Genomic DNA, 21,886 nt, shown 5'->3' on the forward strand with positions numbered 1-21,886 from the left:
TACTCAACCCGACCGAAATTGTCGGTTCGCTCACGGACCGCCCGTCGCCGGGCCCTTATCTGGCCTCGACTGGGCGTTGATGAATCACGTTGAGAGGGTCTTGAGCGAGGGTGTATCGGCGGAAACGACGGGTTCGCCTGCTGTGCTGGCCCAGGTGGCGGTGGTCGTGTGGGTGTGTCATCCGCACCGGCCGGCCGAGGGTTCACACATGGAGTTCAGCCTCGGCCCGGGGTGCCCCTACGGTCCAGGGTCAGTTGGAGTTCACCGTAGGGGCACCTGGTCGACCACACCCACCTGAGCCGTGTTGTGCATCAGGATCACCTGGCCGTCCCGGCTGCCGGCAAACAGTGGATCAGCGATGGTTATCGTGCGACGAGGCTGAATCGCTGGTTGGGTTGGCCGTGGCAGTCGTACAGCTGGACTTGTGCTCCGTTGGCGGTGCTCCACGCATCCAGGCAGCGTCCGGACTGGACGCCGCTGATGGTGCCGTTGGAGTTGATGTTCCATTGCTGGTTGCCTTGGCCGTGGCAGGCGTAGATCTGGACGGCGGCGCCGTTTCCGGAGCCTGCTGCGTCGAGGCACATGTTGCCGTAGACCCGTAGTTGTTTGTCTGAGGTGTAGGTCCAGGCTTGGTGGGACTGTCCGTGGCAGTCGTAGAGCTGTACCCGGGTGCCGTTGTTCTGTGAGGCGTTGGGTACGTCGATGCATCGACCCGACTGGCTACCGACGATCTGGCTGGCGGAGCCGGGCGGAGGCGTGGTCGGCGGCGGGCTGGTCGGCGGAGGTGTGGTCGGGGGCGGAGTGGTCGGCGGAGGTGTGGTCGGGGGCGGAGTGGTCGGCGGCGGAGTGTCGTCCGGCGCCACCGCTCGGCCGGTGCTCGGTGAGATCATGCCCGGACATAGGTTGCGGCTGCTCAGGTTTGCCATGATCTGCGGAATCGCGTTGCGGGTGTTCTGAATGCCGTCGTGCATCAGGATCACCTGGCCGGCCTGGAGCCGGCTGGCGTTGGAGACGATCTGGCTGACGCTGGCGCCGTTCCAGTCCTGCGAGTCGACGTCCCAGATCACCTGGCGCAGGCCAAGCGACGCGGCGACCGACTGAAGGGTCGAGTTGGTCTGCCCGTAGGGCGGGCGGAACAACTGCGGCCGGACGCCGGTCGCTGCCTGGATCGCCGCGTTGGTCTGGGAGAGGTCCGACTGCATCTGGCTCTGGCTCATCGAGGTCATGTACGCGTGGTTCCAGCTGTGGTTGGCGACCCACATGCCCGCGTCGACCTGGGCCCGCGCGGCGGACTGGTTGCTCTGCACGTTCTGCCCGACGTTGAACATGGTCGCCCGTACGCCGTTCGCGCGAAGCGTGGACAGCAGTGCGCTGGTACTGCCGGTCGGCCCGTCATCGAAGGTGATGCCGACGTACCCGTTGCAGACGGCGGCGCTGGACGGAGTGGCGGCGACCGCGAGACCGGCGGCAGTCAGCGCCGCGCTGGAGGCGAGCACGGCCAACCGGACGGTGAGACGCGATGTTCGGGGGGCGGACGGGCGGCGGGAGCCGCCGATGCTGGCGTACATGTGCAGGTCCTCCTTGGGACGGATGGCACCTGACGACGCGTGGTTTTGATCGACAGGGATTGATGCCATCGCGTTCGGAGTATTGCAATGGCGTTTCGAACACGTCAACGACTTCCGGAAGCTTTCCGGAAGCGCCGGCGTCAGTCGAACAGCCGGTCGAGCGCTTCCTGTTCGAGGTCGCGCCACCGCTTGGAGTCCTTCAGCGCCTTGGCGATCTCCTTCTCGTCGAGGTGATGGGCGCCCTCCTCGCGGATGCACGCGACGCTGAACGGCTCGCCGACCGACGGCGAAGTCCGATCCAGCGCCTCCAGCACCCGTACCACGCCCACCACGCCGTACTCGACGCTTCGCTCGGTCATCCGAAAGTGGGACAGCAGCGCGCCGGCCTGCTGGGCCATGGGCGCGCCGGAGCCGATGGCGTGGAAGCCCACGTCCTCGTAACGGCCGATGAGCCCGTTGGGGTTGATCTCCACGATCCACGGCCCGCCCTGGCTGTAGCCGGCCGCGAGCAGGTATGCCGACACCCCGCCGCCGTCGCCCTCGCCGGGTACGTCCGGGATGTAGTTCTCGTAGTGCTTCTTGAAGACGGGCAGGACGCGCTCCTGCAATTCGTCGCCGATGTCGGGTGCTTCGAGGATGGCGGTGGCCGAGTCCTCGAGGAGAGGTCGCAGGTCGTTGAGTACTCCCCGTGCGCCGCTGCCGCCCCAGGCGGCGCAGGAGCCCAGCGGGTGCAGCTTCTGGGCGGGGAAGCTCAGACCGCGTTCGCTGTCGGTGATCTGGGAGTCCGCGCCGATCACCACCCCGTCGCTGCAGACAACGGCAAGTACGACGGTCATGGGGTCCTCCTGGGCAAGGGGTACGGGGGTAGGGCGCGAGGTACCCGACATCCCGCCTGCCTACACCCAGGGCGAAGAGTGCCCCGGCTTCCTGTGAGCCGGGGCACTTCCGCGCTACATCGAGTGGATCAAAGGGGCAGGCGGTGCAGGAATGCGTCAGTCACACCGTTGGTGTCGCCCGGTACCAGGTTCGTGGCCGCCGAGGCGAAGGCGACGTACCGGCCGTCTCTGGTGACCACACCGTTGTAACTGCCGTCGTTGCCCTCTCCGCCGCCGGCAGTCACGCTGACCCGGACGGTCGTGCCGGCGCGCAGGTCTCGTAGGAACACGTCGCCCACCCCGTTGGCGTCGCCCGACACCAGGTTGGTGGCGTCGGAGCTGAAGACCACGTGGCGGCCGTCGGCACTCATCATCGGGCCGTAACTGCTGCCGCCGATCGCCTGTCCGTCGCCGGCAGTCACGCTGACCCGGATGGTCGTACCGGCGCGCAGGTCTCGTAGGAACACGTCGGCCACGCCGTTGGTGTCTCCGGGCACCAGCGCCGCTTCGGAGACGAACGCCACGATCTGACCGTCCGCGCTTATCGTCGGGGAGACGGTGAGCGCGTTCGCCTGTGCGCCGGTGGTGGATACGTTGACCCGCCGGAGGATACCGGTGCGCATGTCGCGGATGAACACGTCGGCGATGCCGTTGGTGTCTCCGGGTACCAGCGCCGCCTCAGAGGTGAACGTCACGTACCGGCCGTCGGCGCTGATCGCCGGTGCGTCGGACGGTGCGTCGGCGCTCGTGCCACTGACCGGGACGGTGGTACCGGCCTGCCGGTCACGCACGAAGATGTCGGCCACGCCGTTGGTGTCGCCGGGTACCAGCGGCGCGTCGGAGACGAACGCCACGTACCGACCGTCAGCGCTGATGACCGGTGCGTAGCTGCGGGCGTCGGCCTGGGCGTTGCCGTTGGCCAGGGTGACCCGGGTGGTGCGACCCGTGCGACGGTCGTGGACGAAACCGTCGGAGACGCCGTTGGTGTCGCCGGGCACCAGATTGGTGGCGTCGGAGGTGAAGGAGACGTATCGGCCGTCCGGGCTCTGAGAGTGACCGTAGCTGGAGCTGTCGCCTGCGACTCCCGCGCTCGACTGGCTGACCCGGCTCGTGGTGCCGGTCCGACGGTCGCGGACCAGCACGTCCCAGGTGTTGTTGGTGTCGTCCGGCGTCAGGTTCGGTGCGGCGGAGGTGAAGGCGACGTACCGGCCGTCCGCGCTCGTCGCGAAGGGCTCGCTGCGGTACTCGACTGCCTGACCCCCCTTGCTGTCCACGCTGATTCGGGTGGTAGCTGGCGGTGCGGCAGCGGCGGCGGCAGGTGCGACGCCGGCGGCGAGGCCGCCGATCATGGCTACCCCGGCCGCGGCCGTGCTGACTGGACGGTACCGGGGAGACCGGAAGGTCCTGCGATGGGTGGCGGGTACCTCGAATTGTGTCGTCATACCTGGTTGGTCTCGGGGTGTGGGCTGATCGTTCGTCCGTGTCCGGCACCCGATAGCTGAACCCACGGGACGACCGAATGACTGACTACAGTGCACGGTCGCCCTGGCAGGATACTCGTGTTACTTGTATATTCGGCGCATGCGATCGACTTCGCGTCCCGCGCTGCGGGAACCGTCGTACTTCGTCCTTGCCGCCCTGATCAATGGACCGCTCCACGGTTACGCCGTGATCAAGCGGGTGACGGAGCTGTCCGATGGGCGGGTGACCCTCGCCGCCGGCTCGCTGTACTCGGTGATCGACCGACTGCTCGGCGAGGGACTCATCGCCGCCGATGGTGAGGAAATCGTCAACGGGCGAGCCCGTCGCTACTACCGGCTCACCGATGAGGGCTGTCAGGTACTCGCCGAGGAGGCCGACCGGCTCGCCCGGGCCGCGCGGGTGGTCATGGATCGCCTGCCCCAACGGATCTTCCCGCTGGGAAGCACCCATCAACCTTCTACCGCGAGGATCAGACCAGCATGAGTTCCGATGTCCTGGAGAAGCGCTACCGGATGCTGCTGCGGGCTTATCCAGCCGCGTACCGCCGCGAACGTGCCGACGAGCTGATCGACACGTTGATCGGCGACGAACCGACCACCCGCCGCTGGCCCAGCCTCCGGCAGGCGGCCTCGCTGATCCGGGGTGCCCTACGGGTGCACGGTGGCAGCACCGCCGACCGGCCGACCGCCGTGCTGCTCTGGCAGGGCATCCACCTCGGCGCCATGGCGGTGCTGGCGTTGGGCGCGCTCATCGGCCTGGACGACATCGTCGAGGCGTTCCAGTTCGGCGGACTCTCGGACCCCATGGCCGTCCTGCGTGATCAGGGCATCTTCGAGGTCATGGTGATCGCGGCGCTGGTGGCGCTCGTCGCTGACCGCACCCGCACCGCTGCCGTGTTGGCGGTGGCTGCGGTGGTGGTGCCATCCATGATCTCCCAGTACCTGCTCCTCAACGGCCTGCCGCAGTTCTGGGCGCCGGTTGTCGCCGCGCCTTTGATCATTGCGGGTCTGTGGCGTCCGGCGGACGTGCCGTCGACGCCCCGGGCCAACGCCGTGCTGGCCACCGTCGGCATACTCGCCCTGCATCTGATCCCTGCCGGGGGATTCCGCCGGGTCGACGTGAGCGCGCAGATCGTCGCCGCCGCCATGGTGATCGCCGGGATAGCCGTCTTCCTGTGGGTGGCGACGGCCGACCAGCGCCTGCTCATAGCCGTCGCGCCCACCCTCCTGCTCGGCACGCTCTACCAACTGGGCAACGACCTGTCGACGGGGGAACTGCTGCGCCGGCCCGACGCCCTGCCGTCGCTGGTCGTCGCGGCCCTCATGGCAGCCGGCGCGGTCGTGTCGACCCGGATGCGGCAGCGCACCCGAGCCTGACCAACCGCCCAGGCGGTCCGGCAACGACCGGACCGCCTGGGCGCGATGTCGCTCGCTGCGGCGGTGCCGCCTCGTACCCATCGATGCTGACTTCGCCGGACGTCCATCCGGCAAGGAACTTCACGAGACCGGGAACGTTCACGTCGAATCCCTGCTACGCCAATTGCCGGTCGCCGGCCAGGGAATCGGTATGCAGGCGGACACGATGGTGTCAGCCCTGACCGACTTCGGCTTCTCTCTCGATGGCGGTCAGCCGACATGTTGACGGAGTATCCGGAACTGTGCGCTCTGGCTCGGGTCCACATCGATCTGCAGGGGCCCGACGACACCTACGGTCGCCGCGATGTGGTGGTGTGCGCTGACACTGATCATCCCCGCCATCCCGGGGTAGGAGTCGGGACCGGCGCGCATCCGTGGTGTTGGTTAACCTCGGGGCTTCCGGCGGAGGTTCCGGCGATCAACGCTCGTGGAGGTCTCGTGGGGCGAACGGTGGTCGGGTTTCTGACTGGAACTTCGATGGTCCTGATAGGGCTGGCCCTGGCAGCAGACTTTCGCGGGATCGCGACGAGGCATGTGGAGCTTTCTGACCGTTTTGTTGGCTCGGTAGGCCGGTTCAGGCGGAAGGGTTGGACTCAGGACCGGCTCGTTCGTCGCCGGGCCAGGTTCGTTGCCCTCGACAGAGTGATCGGAGGAGTGACCACCCTGGCGGGTGTAGGCGCCCTGGTCGCGGTGATATCCGACCTGCTCTCTCGCCTTGCAAACGGGAGTTGACGGCAGCCGGGCGACGACAGGTCACCCCGCAGGTCGTCCGGCGTGCCGAGGGGACCGGTCGCGCGTCGGGTGACTGCTTTGCGGCCGGGATTAGCCTCCAGTCATGCCCAGCTTCGAGATCACCCCGATCGGTACGGTCCGCAATGACAGGACGGACGTCCAGCACACCGACAACTGGGGTGCCGTCCGCAGCACGATCGTCGTCAACGAGCGCTTCGGTGAGGCGTGCCTCCAGGGTCTGGAGGACTTCTCCCACGTGGAGGTCCTCTTCGTCTTCGATCAGTTTCCGGAGCATGGCGATTATCGGGAACCCCGTCCGTACCGTGGACGCTCGGACCTTCCACCCGTTGGCGTGTTCGCCGGTCGCGGTCCTCGCCGGCCGAACCGTATCGGGGTGACGTGCTGCGCCATCGAATCCGTCGACGGCCGCGAGTTGACGGTGGTGGGCCTCGACGCGGTCTCCGGCACCCCCGTCATCGACCTGAAGCCGACGATCGTGGAGTTCCTGCCGTCGGGTGTCGTGCAGCCGGAATGGGTCAGCGGCATGATGTCGGAGTACTTCCAGCCGTAGGCGGCGAGCAGCCGGGCAGTTCGTACCGCACATCCAGACGGTGTGCGGTGCCGGCTGCCCGGCTTCTTCCCGGGTCCGCTGCGGCAGCGGTACGGCTGCGTACCGTCAGGCCGGGACCGGCAGGCCGCCGAGCGCGCGGCCGGCCTCGCGGGCGGCCTGCTGGGCCTCGGTGTGCATCCGCGCGGCCTGGTCGGTGAACGAGTCGAGGGCGGGGTCGACGCCGACGAGGGTGAACTCGCGCTCGATCACGGTGAGGTCGGCACCCCAGCAGTCGGCGATGATGCGACGCAGGTACGGCGTCGAGTGGTCCCAACCCTCCCGGGGGGTGCCGCCGCCGTACGCGCCTCCCCGGACGGTGGCCAGCGCCACCCGCTTGCCCGTCAGGAACGGTTTCATGGTCGCTCGCGGGTCGGTGTTGACCAGGTCGACGTAGGTCTTGAAGTGCTGGGAGACGCCGAAGTTGTACAGCGGCACGGCGAACAGGATGGCGTCGGCGGCGAGCAGTTCGTCGACCAGCGTGGCGGCGAGGGCGAGGGCCGCACGCTGCTCGGCGGTGTGCTCCTCGGGTGGGGTCATCCCGGCGGTGACCGCCGCCGCCCAAGCGGTCGCGGGGAGGACGTCGACGCCGATGTGGCGACGTTCGACCGTGTCACCGGTGTGTGCGGCGAGCCACTCCTCTTCGACGATGTCCGCGATCTCGCGGCTCGCCGAGCCGTGGGTACGAATGCTGGCATCCAGCCGGAACAGGGTCACGACAACTCCATACGTACGAGGTTCAAGGTTGAAGTAGACGATAACCCGTCGAGGTTCAAGCTTGAACCAAATGCGAGATGCCTCACCTCCGCAGTCAGATCCGGCGGCTAGGCTGAGCGACATGCCGGAGGAACCCCGGTGGTTGAACGAGTGCGAGCGCGAGGCCTGGCTCGCCCTGGCCAGCCTCATGTTCAAGCTGCCCAGCGCGCTCGACGCGCAACTGCTACGCGACAACGACCTCACGTTGTTCGACTACTTCGTGCTGAGCGCGCTCTCCATGACGCCCGGTCGTACGCTGCGGCTCAGCGCCCTGGCCAGTCAGGTCAGCAGCTCGCTGTCCCGGTTGTCGAACGTTCTCAAGCGTCTGGAGCGGCGAGGGCTGTTGCGCCGTGAGCCCGACCCGGACAACCCCCGCTACAACCGGGCGGTGTTGACCGAGGCTGGGTGGGACCTCGTGGTGGCCGCGGCACCCGGGCACGTCGCCGCGGTGCGGCGATTCGTCATCGACGGTCTCACCTCGAAGCAGATCACTGCGCTTTCGGAGGTCGCCGGCCGGGTGACACAGCAGGTCAACGAGGCGGCGGCGGAGGACTCCCGGCGCGACGGCTAGGTCGGGGTGTCGGGCTCGTCCTCGTCGATCGCGGTCTCCAGCAGGGGTGCCAGGGTCTGCCAGTTGACGCGGGTGGCGGCGACCGCGCCCTCGACGTCACCGGCTTCGCACCGCGCGATGATCCGCTCGTGCTGGGCGACGGAGCCGCGGCCGCTCAGTGAGGCGAAGCGGAGTCGTTCCAGCCGCCGTAGTGCGGGCGTGAACTGGTCGAGCACCGACCGGAGCGCCGCGTTCGCCGAGGCGGCCACCATGACGCCGTGGAAGTCGTCGTCCGCCGCGATGGCCGCGTCGACGTCGTTGGCCTGCAGCGCCTGCGCGAAGCGGGTGTTGGCGGCGCGCATCGCGTCGAGTTCGGCGGCGGACAGGTTGGGGAGTGCCTCGCGCACCGCCAACTCGTGCAGGGCGGTGGTCACCGACTGGGCACCGCGCAGCGCCCGCAGGTCGAGTGGGCTGACCATCGTGTAACGGCCCGGCCTGGTGCGGACCAGGCCGGCCTCCTCAAGCCGGGCCAGCGCCTCGCGCACCGGGGTGCGGCTGACGCCGAGCCACTGGGCGAGCTCACCGTCGTTGAGCCGCTCACCCGGAGCCAGTGTCCCGTTCACGATCGCGTCGCGAATCGCCCGGAAGGCATCGTCGCGCAGCAGTGACCGGGCGACGACGCCCGCACGCGCAGGGATCGGCATGCAACATATTGCACGGTTCGTACGCCGCCATGTCAACCTAGGCGGAGGTGGCCGCGCTGTCGTGGGCCGCCATGGCGTCCTGACGGCCGGGCTCCTCCCGGAGGATCGCGGCGTCCAGCCAGACGTCCGGGATGGCGAAGCCGTCCACCAACGTCCGCATCTGCGGACGCAGCTCCTTGAGCAGGCCGTTCACCACTGCGGTGATCGCCTTCGAGCGGGCCGGCGTGAGGCGACCGTGCTCCAGCAGCCACCCCTTGTGGGCCTCGATGACGCTGAGGGCGTACAGGTCGCAGACGCGGGAGAGCAGCGCCCGGACCGCCGGGTCCGCGGTCTCCTCGATGGCCGCGACGAAGGCCTCCAGGGTGACCCGGTCGATGTGCGCGGCGGCGGCGGTGAGGACATGGTCCTGGACATCGTTGAAGATGTCGAAGGGCCGGTCCTGCTTGCTGGTCGCGCCGTTGCGCAGGCGGCGGATCGCGCCTTCGAGCAGATGCTTCTCGCGGTCCTCGAAGATCGTGAGCTGCCAGCCCCGGTCGGTGACGGCGACCTCCTCGTCGCGGCCGGGCACGGCGCTGATCAGTTGCTGGATCAGCGACCGTGCGGCGGTGCGTTCGAGCACCATCTCCCGCACCTGCTCGGCGACGAAGGAGGCGCGTCCCCAGCCGTCCAGCGAGCCGAACTCGTCCCGGTAACCGGTGAGCAGACCCTTGGCGACCAACTGCAGCAGGACCGTGTTGTCGCCCTCGAAGGTGGTGAAGACGTCGGTGTCGGCTCGCAGCCCCGGCAACCGGTTCTCCGACAGGTAGCCGGCACCGCCGCACGCCTCGCGACACGTCTGGATGGTGCGGCTGGCGTGCCAGGTCTGCGCGGCCTTCAGGCCGGCGGCACGGGACTCCAGCTCCCGCTGCCGGTGCTCGTCGACCGGGCCGTCACCGCCCTGCACCTCGTGCAGCGCGGCGACCAGTTCGGCCTGGGCGAAGTGCAGGGCGTACGTGGTGGCCAGGGCGGGCAGCAGCTTGCGCTGGTGGGCCAGGTAGTCGTTGAGCAGCACCTCCCGGTCGGCGTCAGGGGTGGTGAACTGGCGGCGGGTGTCGCCGTAGCGGACCGCGATGGTCAACGCCGACTTCGCGGCCGCCGACGCGGCACCGCCCACACTGATCCGGCCGCGGACCAGGGTGCCGAGCATGGTGAAGAAGCGCCGGGAGTCGTTCTCGATGGGGCTGGAGTAGGTGCCGTCCGCCGCGACCTGGCCGTACCGGTCCAGCAGCATCTCCCGGGGCACCGACACGTGGTCGAAGCTGAGCCGTCCGTTGTCCACCCCGTGCAGGCCGGCCTTGGGACCGGAGTCGCCGATGGTCACCCCGGGCAGGGGATTGCCCTGCTCGTCGCGGATCGGCACCAGCCACGCGTGTACGCCGTGCCGCTCCCCGCCGCTGATCAACTGTGCGAAGACCACCGCCATCCGCCCGTCTCGGGCGGCGTTGCCGATGTAGTCCTTGCGCGCCGCCTCGTGCGGGGTGTGCAGATCGAAGGTCTGCGTCCGGGGGTCGTACGTGCAGGTGGTGCGAAGCTGCTGGACGTCGGAGCCGTGCCCGGTCTCGGTCATCGCGAAGCAGCCCAGGATCTGACCGGAGATGATGTCCCGAAGGTAGGCGTCGTGATGACGTCGGGTCCCCAGGGCCGCGACCGCGCCGCCGAACAGGCCCCACTGCACCCCGGCCTTGACCATCAGCGAGAGGTCGACCTGCGCCAGCATCTCGCTGGCGATGATCGAGCCACCGACGTCGGACGCACCGCCGTACTCGGTAGGAAAGGCCGCGCCGATACCCAGTTCGACGGGAAGTTCCGTGAGCAGCCCGGTGACCCGCTCCCGCGCCTGGTCGCCGGTCTCGCCGTACACCGGGAGGAAACGGGCATCGAGGTGCTTGCGGTGCGCGTTGCGGACCTCGGCCCACGGACCGTCGAGCACTTCCTGTAGGCGGGCGAGGTCGACGGTGCCGGGCGCGGGACTGGTCATGACTACCTCGCAGGGTGCTGGTTGGGTACAGCTCGTACCCGATCAAGGTTACCGAGCCGCTACAGTTCCGGCCGGTTACGAGGCGCAGCTGCCGGCGTACGTGATGCACGGCACCGCAGTCGCCGGGACCGGGCGCCGCCCGGCGACGCAGTCATCATCTGAGCGGCGCTGTCCCTCAGCGCTCGGCCCCGAGCACCTCCGGCAGCGGCTTGGTGTGCAGGATGACCAGTTCGGCGACGGCCCGGGTCAGCGCCACGTAGAGCCGGTTCATGCCGCGGGGCTCGGCGGCGACGATGTCGGCGGGCTCCACCAGCACCACCCGGTCGTACTCCAGCCCCTTGACCTGGCTGACCGGGACCGCATCCAGCGAGTCGGCGATCGCGTCGGGAGCGATGATCGTGCCGCGCTCCTCAGCGATCGCCGTCCGCAGGTCGTCCACCTGTCGGATGGTGAGGGTTCCACCGGGCCGGAAGGAGCGGGTCGGCTCGATCCCGGGCGCCAGCGCGCGGGCGGCGAAGTCGGCGATGACCTGCGGCACCCGGTAGCCGGTCGGCAGGTCGAGCATCCTGACCTCGCGTTTGCCCAGCTGTTTCACCAACTCCGGCCAGCTTCCGGCAGCCAGCGGGTGGGTCGCCTGACCGAGGTCGCCCACGATCGTCATCGAGGCGTGGGCGGCTCGGCGGGCGATCATGCGGCACTCCATCGGCGAGAGATCCTGCGCCTCGTCGAGGATGACGTGCAGATACACGTCCTCGACCGGGTCGGCGACCTCGGCGACCGGCAGCGGCTCGGCCAACTCCGGCAGGTACCCCTCCTCGCCGTACGGGTCGAAGCCGTCGGTCCAGCCCACCACCTCGTGGCCCTCCCGCAGGATGATCGCCGCCGCCCAGCGCTGCGCCGCCCAGGCGTTGCCGCTGTCGAGCGACTGGCCGGAGAGGGCGATCGGCGTGGAGAGTCCGGGCGCGAAGAGCTGCCAGCCGTCGTTGAGACTCAGGCTGAGCACGAATTCGTCCGCCAGCCGCGGACCACTGCTCAACTCACGCACCTGCCATCCGGTCCGGACCGGCGTCGACGCGACCGGCTCGCCCAGGATCTCGGCGAGTTCGTCGAGCAGCGGGACGTCGTCCACCGACCACTGCCCGTCCTGCGCGGGCAGCACGTCCTGCGGAGTCAGCATCGGCCACCACGCGTTCAGGAAGGCCGCCGGGATCTCCCGGCCGCTGAGCAGTTCCGAGAGCACCGTCGCCGCCTCGGCGCGGGCACCGTTGGGCTTGATGCCCCGTGCCTCGCACCGTCGTCGTACGTCGAGCCGGGCCTTCGCCAGGTCGTCGGCGTCGAGCCGGCCCAGTCGTCCGGGCGCGTTCGGGGGAGTGTCCCAGGCCAGCTCGGTCAGCACCCGCACCATCGTCAGGTCACCCTTGGCCCTGGCGACCTCGGCGCGGTCACGTCGGGTCGCCACGACACCGTCGAACAGCTCGCCGATCGCCCGCAGGTGGACGCTGTCCTCACCGAGACCGGGCAACACCCTGCCGATGTACTCGGTGAACACGGTCGACGGACCGACCACCAGCACCCGACCGTCGGCGAACTTCCCCCGGTCGGTGTAGAGCAGGTAGGCGGCGCGGTGCAGGGCGACCTGGGTCTTGCCGGTCCCCGGTCCTCCGGTGATGACGGTGACACCGTGTGCCGGTGCGCGGATCGCCTCGTCCTGCTCGCGCTGGATGGTGCTGACGATGTCCCGCATGTGCAGGCCACGTGCCCGGGTGAGTGACGCGAGCAGGGCGCCCTCGCCCACCACACCGTCGACGTCGCCGGCCGACAGCACCTCGTCGTCCACCCCGACGACCGTGGGCCCCTGGCAGGTGATGATCCGACGGCGCACCACGCCCAGCGGTTCACCGGGGGTGGCGCGGTAGAACGGCGCGGCGGCCGGCGCACGCCAGTCCACCACCAGCGGCTCCCGGTTCTCGTCGCGTACGCCCAGCCGGCCGACGCGGTAGGTGTCGCCGTCGTCGAAGTCCAACCGGCCGAAGACGAGGCCCTCCTCCTGCCCGTCCAGGTCGGACAGCCTGGCCGAGGCGCTCAGCACCATCGCGTCGCGCTCGACCAGCCCGGTCGACGGGCCGGCCGAGGCGCGGTCACGACCCTCGGCCTCCAGTTCCCGCGCCTGCGTACGCATGACCTCCAGGCGTGCGTACACCCGGTCGACCACCTGCTGCTCGATGGCGAGCTGCCGCACTGTCTCGGACACACTGCTCCCTGGGTTCGTCAGACGTGGCTGAAAGGGGACCGGTCGAGAATATGTACCGGCCAGACCCACAAAATCGGCATCCAGGGCGATTTGCGCGACTTGACCGATAGATATGATGGAAGTGGCCGCAGGGAGTCGTGATCCCGGGCCGACATCCGCTATGTCTCCCGTGGGCAGCGCCGTGCGCCGCCGGGATCCTCGGTGCTGTCGATGTACAACCTGCACCTGCCGGTGCAGCTCTCACCCGACCATGGCCTGTTCGACCGGGCCTTCTACCGGGTGCTGCCCGACGGCCTGCGTGACGCCGCCTACGCAATGCCGTCGCTGTACCCGGCGAGTTGGGCCGACAGCCCCGGCCCGCCTACCTGGTGGTCGGGCCTGCGCCGGTGACGTTGAGCGCGAGCGAGTAGACCGAGGTCGTGGCCGTCATGAACAGCAGATTGCGCTTGCGGCCACCGAAGGTGAGGTTCGAGCAGATCTCGGGCAGCCGGAGTTTGCCGAGCAGCGTGCCCTCCTGGTCGAAGCAGTGCAGACCGTCGTGGGCGGCGACCCAGAGCCGGCCCTCCTGGTCGAGTCGGATCCCGTCGAAGGACCCGGCGTCGCATTCGGCGAGTACGCCCCGGTCACGCAGCGTCCAGTCGGGGCCCACGTCGAAGTGACGGAGATGCCGACGCTGGGTGTCGACGATGAAGAGGCGGCGTTCGTCGGCGGAGAACGCGAGGCCGTTGGGGCGCAGGAAATCGTCGGCGACCCGTTCCACCCGGCCGTCCGGCGAACAGCGGTAGACGTGGCAGCCGTCCAACTCCGGATCTGCCCGGTGCCCTTCGTAGTCACTGTCGATGCCGTAGCTCGGGTCGGTGAACCACAATGAGCCGTCGCTGGTCTCGACGACGTCGTTGGGGCTGTTGAACCGCTTGCCCTGCCACCGGTCCGCCACGACCGTCAGCGACCCGTCGGGCTCGGTACGGGTGACCCGACGGTTGCCGTGCTCGCAGGTCACGACGCGCCCGAGGCGGTCGACCGTACGGCCGTTGGGGTAGCCCGCGGGTGCCTGGAAGACGTCGCATCGGCCGGTGACCTCGTCCCACCGCAGCACCCGGTCGTTCGGGATGTCGCTGAACAGCAGGCAGCGCCACGCGGCGGAGTACGCCGGCCCCTCCAGCCACCGCCCGCCGTCGAAGAGCCGCTGCACCATGCGGTCACCGCTCACCGCCCGGAACCGCTCGTCCAGGACGTCCCACCGGGTAGGTATGCGCTCAACCGGGCTCATGCACCGAATGGTAGGGCGGCACCCGGCGGGTGCCTCACCAGGGGCGGCGCGGCGTGGCGACCCGGGGACGCGATCCGGCCCCGGGTCGCCACCGTCGTGGTCAGCCGTTGTCGATCAGACTCGCGATCTCGTTGTAGATCAGGTGGGCCTTGGCGCCCTGGTTGGACGGACACCCGCCGAGGTGGTGCAGGGCGATCACCCGGTGGCTGCTGTTCAGCACCGGCGAGCCCGAGTTCCCACCGGAGGTGTCGCAGCTGTAGCTGATGTTCCAGGTGTTGTAGTTGGCGTTCCGGACGGTGCAGCGCGCGCCGTTCTGGGCGTTCTCGAAGATCGACAGACGCTTCGGGCTGCCGTCACCGTGCCCCGGGATGTACATCTGGGTGCCGGTGGTGGTGGCGGACGTCGCCAGGTAGAGCGTGCCGTACCCCTGGATGGCGGCGAAGTTGTTCACCGAGAACAGGGCGTAGTCGAGCTGGCTGGAACCACCGCTGCTCACCCGGTAGAGCGTGGCGCCACTGACCTTGGTGCCGGCCCCGGGGTTCGCGCCGCCGCAGGTGGCGCACTGGTAGTTGAACTGCATCTCGCTACCGCTGACCGCGGCCTGCGTCGAGAAGCAGTGCTTGTTGGTCAGCATGCGGTTGGTGTTGCCGACCCGCCAGGCGGTGCACATGCCGCCGCCGCTGATCAGCAGACGTGCCACGGCGTTGCTGCGGGCGAACTCGGTGGGGTGGCTGCTCTGGTAGCAGACCACGTCGCGGCGGGCGTCGGTGCTGCAGACCGACTGCGTGGTGAAGTTGTGCTCGCCGATCTCCGTACGGTCGTAGCCGCGCCAGAACCGGTCGATGGTAGCGGCGCTGCCCCGGGAGGAGCGGTTGCTGTGCAGCGTCACCACCGCCGTGTCGCCCTCCACCGACATCGCCCAGAAACCTGACCGTCCGTCCGTGGTGTAGTCCGCGCTGGTCGCCCGGTTCAGATTGCGGTCGTACCGGTAGCTCTCCCGACCGTCCGGGCTGGACACGGTGACGTACTCGCCGGGGCTTAGCCGCAGCGAGCTGAAGTGCACCTTGACGTACGTGGCACCGGGGTGCCGGATGATCTGGGTCCGGCCGTCGCGGGCGTACGACAGCGATCCGTCGACGGTGCGCAACTCACCGACGGTCGTCACGCCCTCGGCCGAGAACTGATCCGACTCGGGTGCCCGGTCGGACAGCGGCGCGATCGGCTGCACCGGGTACGCCTCGGCGGGCGCCGACAGCAGGCTGAGGCTGAGTGTGCAGGCAGCGAATGTGACGGTCACCAGGCGTAGCCGGCGCAGGGCATGTTTCATCGTCGCTCCTCCCAGGAAGCGGAACCTGAACGATTCCTAAGTCTTCTTACCGGACAGCGATCGAGACATGCAAGATAATCGATGAACTTGCCTCCGGTGACCTGCCTGGGCGGGCTGTTGAAGCGGCGCCGACGCGGGTACTGGTCGGGCATGTTCGACCAGTTCACCGATGAGCGGATCGACGTGGGGGAGGTGGACCTTCGCGTCCGGCACGCCGGGCACGGTCCTGCCGTCCTGCTCGTGCACGGACACCCGCGTACCGGATCGACCTGGCATCGGGTCGCCCCCCGGCTGGTGGATCACGGGTTCACCGTGGTCTGCCCCGACATGCGCGGCTACGGACAGTCCGGCAAGGCACGGATTCTGCCCGACCACTCCCAGCAGTCCAAACGTGTGGTGGCGGCGGACCTGGTCCGACTCATGCACGCGCTGGGTCACTCGACGTTCGCCGCGGTCGGGCACGACCGCGGTTGCTACGTGGCGTTACGCCTGGCACTGGACCATCCCGAGGTCGTCAGTCGGTTGGTGGTCATCGACGGGGTGCCCATCAGCGAGGCCCTCGCCAGGTGCGACGCCACCCTCGCCCGGAGTTGGTACCACTGGTTCTTCTTCGCCCAGCCGGACAAGCCCGAGCGGGCCATCGGCGCCGATCCCGACGCCTGGTACGGCGACAAGGCCCGGCCGGACCGCATGGGAGTCGAGAACCACCGGGAGTTCCGGCAGGCCATCCACGACCCGGCGACCGTGCGGGCGATGCTGGAGGACTACCGCGCCGGCCTCGGCGTCGACCGTGAGCATGAGGAGGCCGACCGGCGAGCCGGCCGTACCGTCCGCTGCCCGACCCTGCTGCTCTGGTCGACCCGGGACGACATGGTCGATCTCTACGGGGATCCGCTCGCCGTCTGGCGTCCGTGGGCCGACGATCTACGCGGCCACCCGATCGAGTCCGGTCACCACGTCGCGGAGGAGAACCCCGACGACCTGACCGCCGCGCTGCACCACTTCCTCACCTGACCGCTGCGCGTCGCCGTCAGGCCCAGGGCTTCAACGCGACCAGAGGGGGCTGGTGCGGAGGCGCCGGCATGGTTCACCCTTGCTGTCACACCCAATCCATCGACGCATGTCACCACCTCACCTGGTCCCGAACCGTCCGGCGATCCCGCCGGAGGTGCCCGGATCCCGCGGGCACCTGTCTCCCTGGATGTGAAGGAGCAGCATGAAACCGTCCCTCCGGGTCCTCGCGGGGGTGGTGGTCCTCGTGGCCCCGCTGGCCCTGACCGCCCCCGCACAGGCGGCCAACACCCTCACCATGCGCGGCGCGGACGTCTCCTCGCTGCACCGCAGCCTCGACCTCGGCGCCCGCTACCACGACGCCTCCGGCGCGCCGGCCGACCCCTACGACATCCTCGCCTCGAAGGGCGTCAACTATCTGCGGCTGCGCATCTGGAACAACCCGGCCAGCGGCTACAACAACAAGGCCACAGTGCTTCAACAGGCCAGGACGATCAAGGCCAAGGGCTTCAAGCTGCTGATCGACTTCCACTACTCGGACACCTGGGCCGATCCGGGTAAGCAGTATCCGCCCGCAGCCTGGGCGAACCACTCGCTGAGCCAGTTGCAGACCGACGTCTACAACTACACCTACGACGTGTGTACCGCGCTGAAGGCGCAGGGCACCACGCCGGACGCGGTGCAGATCGGCAACGAGATCAATGTGGGCATGCTGTGGCCCAGTGGGCAGGTCGTGAACAACAACTTCGCCCCGCTGGCGAGCCTGCTCAAGCAGGGCTACCGGGCCACCAAGGCGTGCCACGGCGGCACCCAGGTGTGGATCCACACGGCGAACGCGGACAGCAACGCCAACGCCCGCTGGTTCTATGACGGGATCAGGGCGCAGGGCGTCACCTGGGACGTGACCGCGCTGTCCTACTACTGCATGTGGCACGGCACGCTGGCCAACCTGTACAACGTCATCGCCGACGTGAAATCCCGCTACGGCAAGCCGGTGGTGATCGCCGAGACCGCGTACCCGTTCACCACGGCCGATGCCGACCATCAGCCCAACGTCATCTCGGGCACCGCACGCTGCGACAACATCCCGGCCACCTGGTCCGGCCAGGCGCAGCAGTTCAGCTGGGTGCAGAACACCGCCCGCAACGCCGGCGCGGTCGGCGTCTTCTACTGGGAACCGACCTGGTACGCCGTACGCGGCAACGGCTGGGACCCGGCGGACATCAACGGAACCGGTAACGGCTGGGACAACATGGCCGTCTTCGACTGGTCCGGGCGGGTCAATCCGCACCTGTACTGGACTCCGTGATCGCGGTCCGGGCTCGGTGGTCGCCGCCGGGCTCGGGGGACGGTGCGCGGTGGCCCGGGCGGCTGCGGAAGCCCGAGCAAGCCATAGACCTCTGTCGTTTGACGTCTTATGATGTTAGCGCTAACTTTCCTGTCATGGCGGGTCTCGTGGCTGCCGGGAGCCGGATTCTCCGCCGTGGTTGCACGCCGGCCAGCCTCGACCGTGGGCACGTCGTCACGCTGGCCGGCGACTCAGCTGCCTGATCTTTCCCGCACCACACCACCGTGCTGACGCCACCACCTGACGCCGGCACATCCGCACGGCATCCACCGACTGCGCGTGGATGGCCCAGATCGAAGGAGTGGACCAATGAAGTCCATTGGCGAGGTTCGTCCCACCTCCCTGTCCAGACGTGGTTGGCGGTCGGGGTTGGCTGCGGCTGCCGCCGCGGTCCTGGTGGCCGGCAGTCTGGTGGTGGTGAATGCGGCGCCTGCGGCGGCGGCGACGGTGGACACCAATGCTTGGTATGTGTTGGTCAATCGCAACAGTGGTAAGGCGTTGGATGTGTACGGTCTGGCGACCAATGATGGTGGGCGGATCAGTCAGTGGACGCGTAACGATGGTGCGAATCAGCAGTGGCAGTTTGTGGATTCCGGTGGTGGTTTTTACCGGTTGAGGTCTCGGCATTCGGGCAAGGTGCTGGATGTGTCGAACGCGTCGACGGCTGATGGTGCGGCGGTCGTGCAGTGGTCTGATCACAATGGTGCGAATCAGCAGTTCCGGTTGGCTGACTCGGATGGTGGTCATGTTCGGTTGATCAGCCGGCACAGCAGTAAGGTCGTGGAGGTGCAGGGCGCGTCGACCGCTGATGGTGCGAACGTCGTGCAGTACGCCGACTGGAACGGTGCCAATCAGCAGTGGCAACTGGCCCGGGTCGACGGAGGAGGTGGCCCCACGTCGCCACCACCGACCGGTGGCACCGGGTGCGGCAAGGCTCCGACGCTGAACAACGGCACGCACACGATCCAGAGCAACGGCAAGAGCCGCCAGTTCATCCTGCGGTTGCCGGCCAACTACAACAACAACAATGCCTACCGGCTGATCTTCGCGTTCCACTGGCGCGGCGGCACCATGCAGGAGATCTCCTCCGGCGGCACCAGCGGGAGCGCCTGGTCCTACTACGGCCAGCAGGAGCAGTCGAACAACAGCGCCATCCTGGTCGCGCCGCAAGGGCTCGGCAACGGTTGGGGCAACGCCGGTGGCGAGGATGTCACCTTCGTCGACGACATGATCCGTCGGATCGAGAGCGACCTCTGCGTCAACCCGAGGCAACGCTTCGCCCTCGGCTTCAGCTGGGGCGGCGGCATGAGCTACGCCCTCGCCTGTGCCCGGGCCACTGTCTTCCGGGCGGTCGCCGTGATCGCCGGTGCGCAGATCAGTGGGTGCAGCGGTGGTACGCAGCCGATCGCGTACTTCGGGTTGCACGGCATCTCGGACAACGTCCTCAGCATCGGCCAGGGCCGAGGACTGCGTGACACCTTCGTCCGGAACAACGGGTGCACCGCCCAGAACCCGCGCGAGCCGGGCGCGGGCAGCCGTACGCACATCACCACGACCTACTCCGGTTGCCGCGCCGGGTACCCGGTGCAGTGGGCGGCCTTCGACAACGGGCACATGCCCGGCCCGGTCGACGGAACGTACGCCGAGAGTGGCGTCACCACCTGGACCAAGGGCGAGATCTGGCGCTTCTTCGCCCAGTTCTCCTGACCGGGTCGCGCGCGACGGTGGGTCACGGCCCCCTGGTGGCAGTGCGCCAGGGGGTCGGGCCCGCCGATTCGTCGTGCCCGGGGTCAGCGTTGCAGGCGGCTGGGCTTCTCCGAGCCACCGCGCCGGACCAGCCACGCCTCGGTGATGTGGGTGAACATCGCCGCCGCGGCACCTTCCGGGTCGTGGGCGGCGATCCGTTCGTAGATGCGGCGGTGCCCACGGTTGGACGCCACGCACAGCGAGCGCTCGGTGCGGCCCATGTACCGGGCCGTGTTCACCACCTGGCTCTCCAGCGAGCGTACGACGCCACGGGCGATGCGGTTGCCGGAGGCCTGCATGACCGTGTCGTGGAAGGCCCGGTCGTGCTCGTGGTAGGTGACGTGATCGTCGACCAGTTCGTCCATCCGGTCCACCAGCGCGCGCAACCGGTCGAGGGTCTCCTGGTCGGCGACCCGGGCGGCGACGTGGGCCATGTCGGATTCCAGCAGGCGTCGGGTGACCACGAGATCGTCGAGGATGGCGAGGCTGTCGTCCTGGGCGATGGTGGCCCCGAGGACGAGTTCGTCGAGCATGTCCCACATCGAGGGCGGGGTGACCATGGTGCCGGCACCCTGACGAACCTGCACCAGCCCCTTCTCCTGCAGGATCTTGACCGCTTCGCGGACCACGGTCCGGCTCACGGAGAAGCTCTCGCAGAGGACCGGCTCGGGAGGCAACGCCGTGCCGGACGGATGTACCCCACGGACGATGCGCTCCACCAACTCGGCGGTGACCGCCGTGGCGAGGTTGGTGGGGCGACGCGGCCAGGCTGGGGCGGCCAGCTTTTCCAGGGCCGTCTCCTGCGATGGCGTCATGTCCCCTCCGATTGGCTCGTCCTGCTGCGACGTCCTGGCTCAGTGTACGACCGGATATTGACGTCACACGTCATACGAGTTATGTTCTTGATCACGTTGGCTGCGGCGGGCCGTCAGCCACTTCCCTCAGAGGTGAACAACGATGAAACAACGAGCATTGTGGTCAGCCGTCCTCGTTGTTGGACTGGCGACGGCAGGCTGTGGCAGTGCGAGCGACACCAGCTCGTCCTCCGGCGGCTCGACCGGCAAACTGGTGGTGTGGGACTGGAAATCCGGTGAGCCTTCGGCTGCAGCGTATATCGACAAGGCGAAGGCCGACTTCGCCACCAAGCATCCGGACGTGACGGTCGAGTTCGTCGCGCAGCCGTTCGACCAGTACTACACGCTGCTCGGTGCGGCCATCCAGTCCGGCAAGGGCCCGGACGTGATGCTGTTCAACGGTGGTGGCCAGATCCGCGATCGGGTCGACGCACTGGTTCCCCTCGACGAGTACGTCGCCGATGACAAGCAGCGGCTGGCCGGCTGGGACGCCTTCACCAAGGACGGCAAGACCTACGCCGGCCCGGTGACGCTGCAGGGCCACCCCATCTACTACAACAAGGAGCTCTACACCAAGGCCGGTCTGGATCCGGCCAGCCCGGCCACGACCTGGGACAAGTTCCTCGCCGACTGCGCCGCCATCGACAAGGCCGGTGCCAAGTGCTTCGCCCTCGGCAACAAGGAGGGGGCCGGAATCCAGTTCTGGCTGTCGGCCCTGGGCTCCGGCGTTCTCACCGCCCAGGAGTACGACGACTGGATCGCCGGCAAACGCGACTGGAACTCACCCAACGTGAAGCGGGTCTTCCAGCTCTGGAAGGACGCCGGGGACGCCGGTCTGAACAACGACGGAGCCAACTCGACCGCGATGTTCAACGACGCCTTCGCTCTCTTTCAGTCGGCCAAGGCCGCGCACGTCATCGGGTTGATGTCGGACGTGGGGCACTGGAAGGACTTCAACGAGTTCCTGACGCCCGACAAGCTCGGCGTGATGAGCGCTCCGGTCGTCACCGCCGGCACCACCCCGAGCCTGGCCTACGACGGCGGCATCGGGTACGCCGTGGCGAAGTGGACCAAGGACCCCAAGGTCGCCGCTGACCTGGTGCGATCGTTGACCTCGACCGAGGCGCTCACGGCCTTCTACGCCGAAGCCGGCGCGATCGCCTCGGACACCACCATCGACGTGTCGCAGGCCGGCCCGGCCGCCGCCACGATCGTCGGCCAGCTCAAGAGCGGGAAGCCCGCCCTGCACGTGGCGCTCTCCTCGAAGACCCTGGATCTGATGGGACGCGTCTCCCAGCAGCTGCTCAGCGGTTCGATCAGCGTCGACGAGGCGGTGAAGCAGCTGGCCGCTTCCGACCAGGCGGGCTGAATTC

The 21,886-nt window shown here is 68.5% G+C and carries 19 protein-coding genes; 9 read left to right on the forward strand and 10 right to left on the reverse strand.

From position 1 onward, the window contains the following. Positions 1-362: 362 nt before the first annotated feature. From Vlu01_RS15190 to Vlu01_RS15200, 3 genes are all read right to left on the reverse strand, one after another. Positions 363-1,568 (reverse strand): polysaccharide deacetylase family protein, encoded by a 1,206-nt coding sequence (locus Vlu01_RS15190; protein ID WP_203999477.1) that lies wholly within the window; start codon positions 1,566-1,568, stop codon positions 363-365. Between the two features lie 140 nt (positions 1,569-1,708). Further along, positions 1,709-2,404 carry a proteasome protein gene (locus tag Vlu01_RS15195; protein WP_203999479.1) on the reverse strand — a complete coding sequence of 232 codons (696 nt, stop codon included), beginning with the start codon at positions 2,402-2,404 and terminating at the stop codon, positions 1,709-1,711. Positions 2,405-2,532: 128 nt separating this feature from the next. Further along, positions 2,533-3,885 carry a TolB family protein gene (locus Vlu01_RS15200; protein ID WP_203999481.1) on the reverse strand — a complete coding sequence of 451 codons (1,353 nt, stop codon included), beginning with the start codon at positions 3,883-3,885 and terminating at the stop codon, positions 2,533-2,535. Between the two features lie 139 nt (positions 3,886-4,024). On the opposite strand from Vlu01_RS15200, the gene Vlu01_RS15205 reads away from it, so the two are divergent. The 3 genes from Vlu01_RS15205 (at position 4,025) to Vlu01_RS15215 (ending at position 6,643) form a co-directional block, all read left to right on the forward strand. Continuing rightward, on the forward strand, positions 4,025-4,408 hold the full coding sequence (locus Vlu01_RS15205) for a PadR family transcriptional regulator (protein WP_203999484.1): 384 nt from the start codon (positions 4,025-4,027) through the stop codon (positions 4,406-4,408). After that, positions 4,405-5,301 carry a hypothetical protein gene (locus tag Vlu01_RS15210; protein WP_203999487.1) on the forward strand — a complete coding sequence of 299 codons (897 nt, stop codon included), beginning with the start codon at positions 4,405-4,407 and terminating at the stop codon, positions 5,299-5,301. Before Vlu01_RS15205 ends, Vlu01_RS15210 begins: the two co-directional genes overlap by 4 nt. Positions 5,302-6,175: 874 nt before the next feature. After that, entirely contained in the window at positions 6,176-6,643 is a 468-nt protein-coding gene (locus Vlu01_RS15215; RefSeq protein ID WP_203999491.1) for an SAM-dependent methyltransferase, read from the forward strand. A gap of 105 nt (positions 6,644-6,748) precedes the next feature. On the opposite strand, the gene Vlu01_RS15220 is transcribed toward Vlu01_RS15215, so the two are convergent. Continuing rightward, positions 6,749-7,396: an FMN-dependent NADH-azoreductase gene (locus tag Vlu01_RS15220; RefSeq protein WP_203999494.1), complete on the reverse strand. Its 648-nt coding sequence runs from the start codon at positions 7,394-7,396 to the stop codon at positions 6,749-6,751. Positions 7,397-7,517: 121 nt separating this feature from the next. On the opposite strand from Vlu01_RS15220, the gene Vlu01_RS15225 reads away from it, so the two are divergent. Continuing rightward, positions 7,518-8,006 (forward strand): MarR family winged helix-turn-helix transcriptional regulator, encoded by a 489-nt coding sequence (locus tag Vlu01_RS15225; RefSeq protein WP_203999496.1) that lies wholly within the window; start codon positions 7,518-7,520, stop codon positions 8,004-8,006. On the opposite strand, the gene Vlu01_RS15230 is transcribed toward Vlu01_RS15225, so the two are convergent. The 3 genes from Vlu01_RS15230 to Vlu01_RS15240 all read right to left on the reverse strand — a co-directional run bounded on the left by Vlu01_RS15230 (position 8,003) and on the right by Vlu01_RS15240 (position 12,957). Continuing rightward, positions 8,003-8,689: a GntR family transcriptional regulator gene (locus Vlu01_RS15230; protein ID WP_203999498.1), complete on the reverse strand. Its 687-nt coding sequence runs from the start codon at positions 8,687-8,689 to the stop codon at positions 8,003-8,005. The two genes, Vlu01_RS15225 and Vlu01_RS15230, sit on opposite strands and share 4 nt — an antisense overlap. Positions 8,690-8,726: 37 nt before the next feature. Continuing rightward, the gene (locus tag Vlu01_RS15235; RefSeq protein WP_203999500.1) at positions 8,727-10,706 is read right to left on the reverse strand and encodes an acyl-CoA dehydrogenase family protein; all 1,980 of its coding nucleotides are present in this window, start codon (positions 10,704-10,706) and stop codon (positions 8,727-8,729) included. A 175-nt stretch (positions 10,707-10,881) separates the two neighbouring features. Further along, positions 10,882-12,957 (reverse strand): HelD family protein, encoded by a 2,076-nt coding sequence (locus Vlu01_RS15240; RefSeq protein ID WP_203999502.1) that lies wholly within the window; start codon positions 12,955-12,957, stop codon positions 10,882-10,884. Positions 12,958-13,158: 201 nt separating this feature from the next. On the opposite strand from Vlu01_RS15240, the gene Vlu01_RS15245 reads away from it, so the two are divergent. Further along, positions 13,159-13,347 (forward strand): hypothetical protein, encoded by a 189-nt coding sequence (locus tag Vlu01_RS15245; protein WP_203999504.1) that lies wholly within the window; start codon positions 13,159-13,161, stop codon positions 13,345-13,347. Here Vlu01_RS15245 and Vlu01_RS15250 read toward each other — a convergent pair. Continuing rightward, positions 13,319-14,227, reverse strand: coding sequence for an SMP-30/gluconolactonase/LRE family protein (locus Vlu01_RS15250; protein WP_203999506.1), 909 nt, complete (start codon positions 14,225-14,227; stop codon positions 13,319-13,321). The two genes, Vlu01_RS15245 and Vlu01_RS15250, sit on opposite strands and share 29 nt — an antisense overlap. A 100-nt stretch (positions 14,228-14,327) precedes the next feature. Beyond that, on the reverse strand, positions 14,328-15,554 hold the full coding sequence (locus Vlu01_RS15255; protein ID WP_203999508.1) for a trypsin-like serine peptidase: 1,227 nt from the start codon (positions 15,552-15,554) through the stop codon (positions 14,328-14,330). An 81-nt stretch (positions 15,555-15,635) separates the two neighbouring features. On the opposite strand from Vlu01_RS15255, the gene Vlu01_RS15260 reads away from it, so the two are divergent. The 3 genes from Vlu01_RS15260 (at position 15,636) to Vlu01_RS15270 (ending at position 19,620) form a co-directional block, all read left to right on the forward strand. Further along, the gene (locus tag Vlu01_RS15260) at positions 15,636-16,568 is read left to right on the forward strand and encodes an alpha/beta fold hydrolase (RefSeq protein ID WP_239095910.1); all 933 of its coding nucleotides are present in this window, start codon (positions 15,636-15,638) and stop codon (positions 16,566-16,568) included. Between the two features lie 202 nt (positions 16,569-16,770). Beyond that, positions 16,771-17,874 carry a glycoside hydrolase family 53 protein gene (locus Vlu01_RS15265; protein WP_203999510.1) on the forward strand — a complete coding sequence of 368 codons (1,104 nt, stop codon included), beginning with the start codon at positions 16,771-16,773 and terminating at the stop codon, positions 17,872-17,874. Between the two features lie 348 nt (positions 17,875-18,222). Continuing rightward, positions 18,223-19,620 carry an RICIN domain-containing protein gene (locus tag Vlu01_RS15270; protein ID WP_203999512.1) on the forward strand — a complete coding sequence of 466 codons (1,398 nt, stop codon included), beginning with the start codon at positions 18,223-18,225 and terminating at the stop codon, positions 19,618-19,620. Between the two features lie 83 nt (positions 19,621-19,703). Here the strand turns inward: Vlu01_RS15270 and Vlu01_RS15275 are convergent, their stop codons facing one another. Then, entirely contained in the window at positions 19,704-20,474 is a 771-nt protein-coding gene (locus Vlu01_RS15275) for a FadR/GntR family transcriptional regulator (RefSeq protein ID WP_203999514.1), read from the reverse strand. A gap of 142 nt (positions 20,475-20,616) precedes the next feature. Between Vlu01_RS15275 and Vlu01_RS15280 the strand changes: the two genes are divergently transcribed. Beyond that, on the forward strand, positions 20,617-21,882 hold the full coding sequence (locus Vlu01_RS15280; RefSeq protein ID WP_203999516.1) for an ABC transporter substrate-binding protein: 1,266 nt from the start codon (positions 20,617-20,619) through the stop codon (positions 21,880-21,882). Positions 21,883-21,886: the final 4 nt, after the last annotated feature.

It is taken from the genome of Micromonospora lutea, from assembly GCF_016863535.1.
GTDB classification, from domain to species: domain Bacteria; phylum Actinomycetota; class Actinomycetes; order Mycobacteriales; family Micromonosporaceae; genus Micromonospora; species Micromonospora lutea.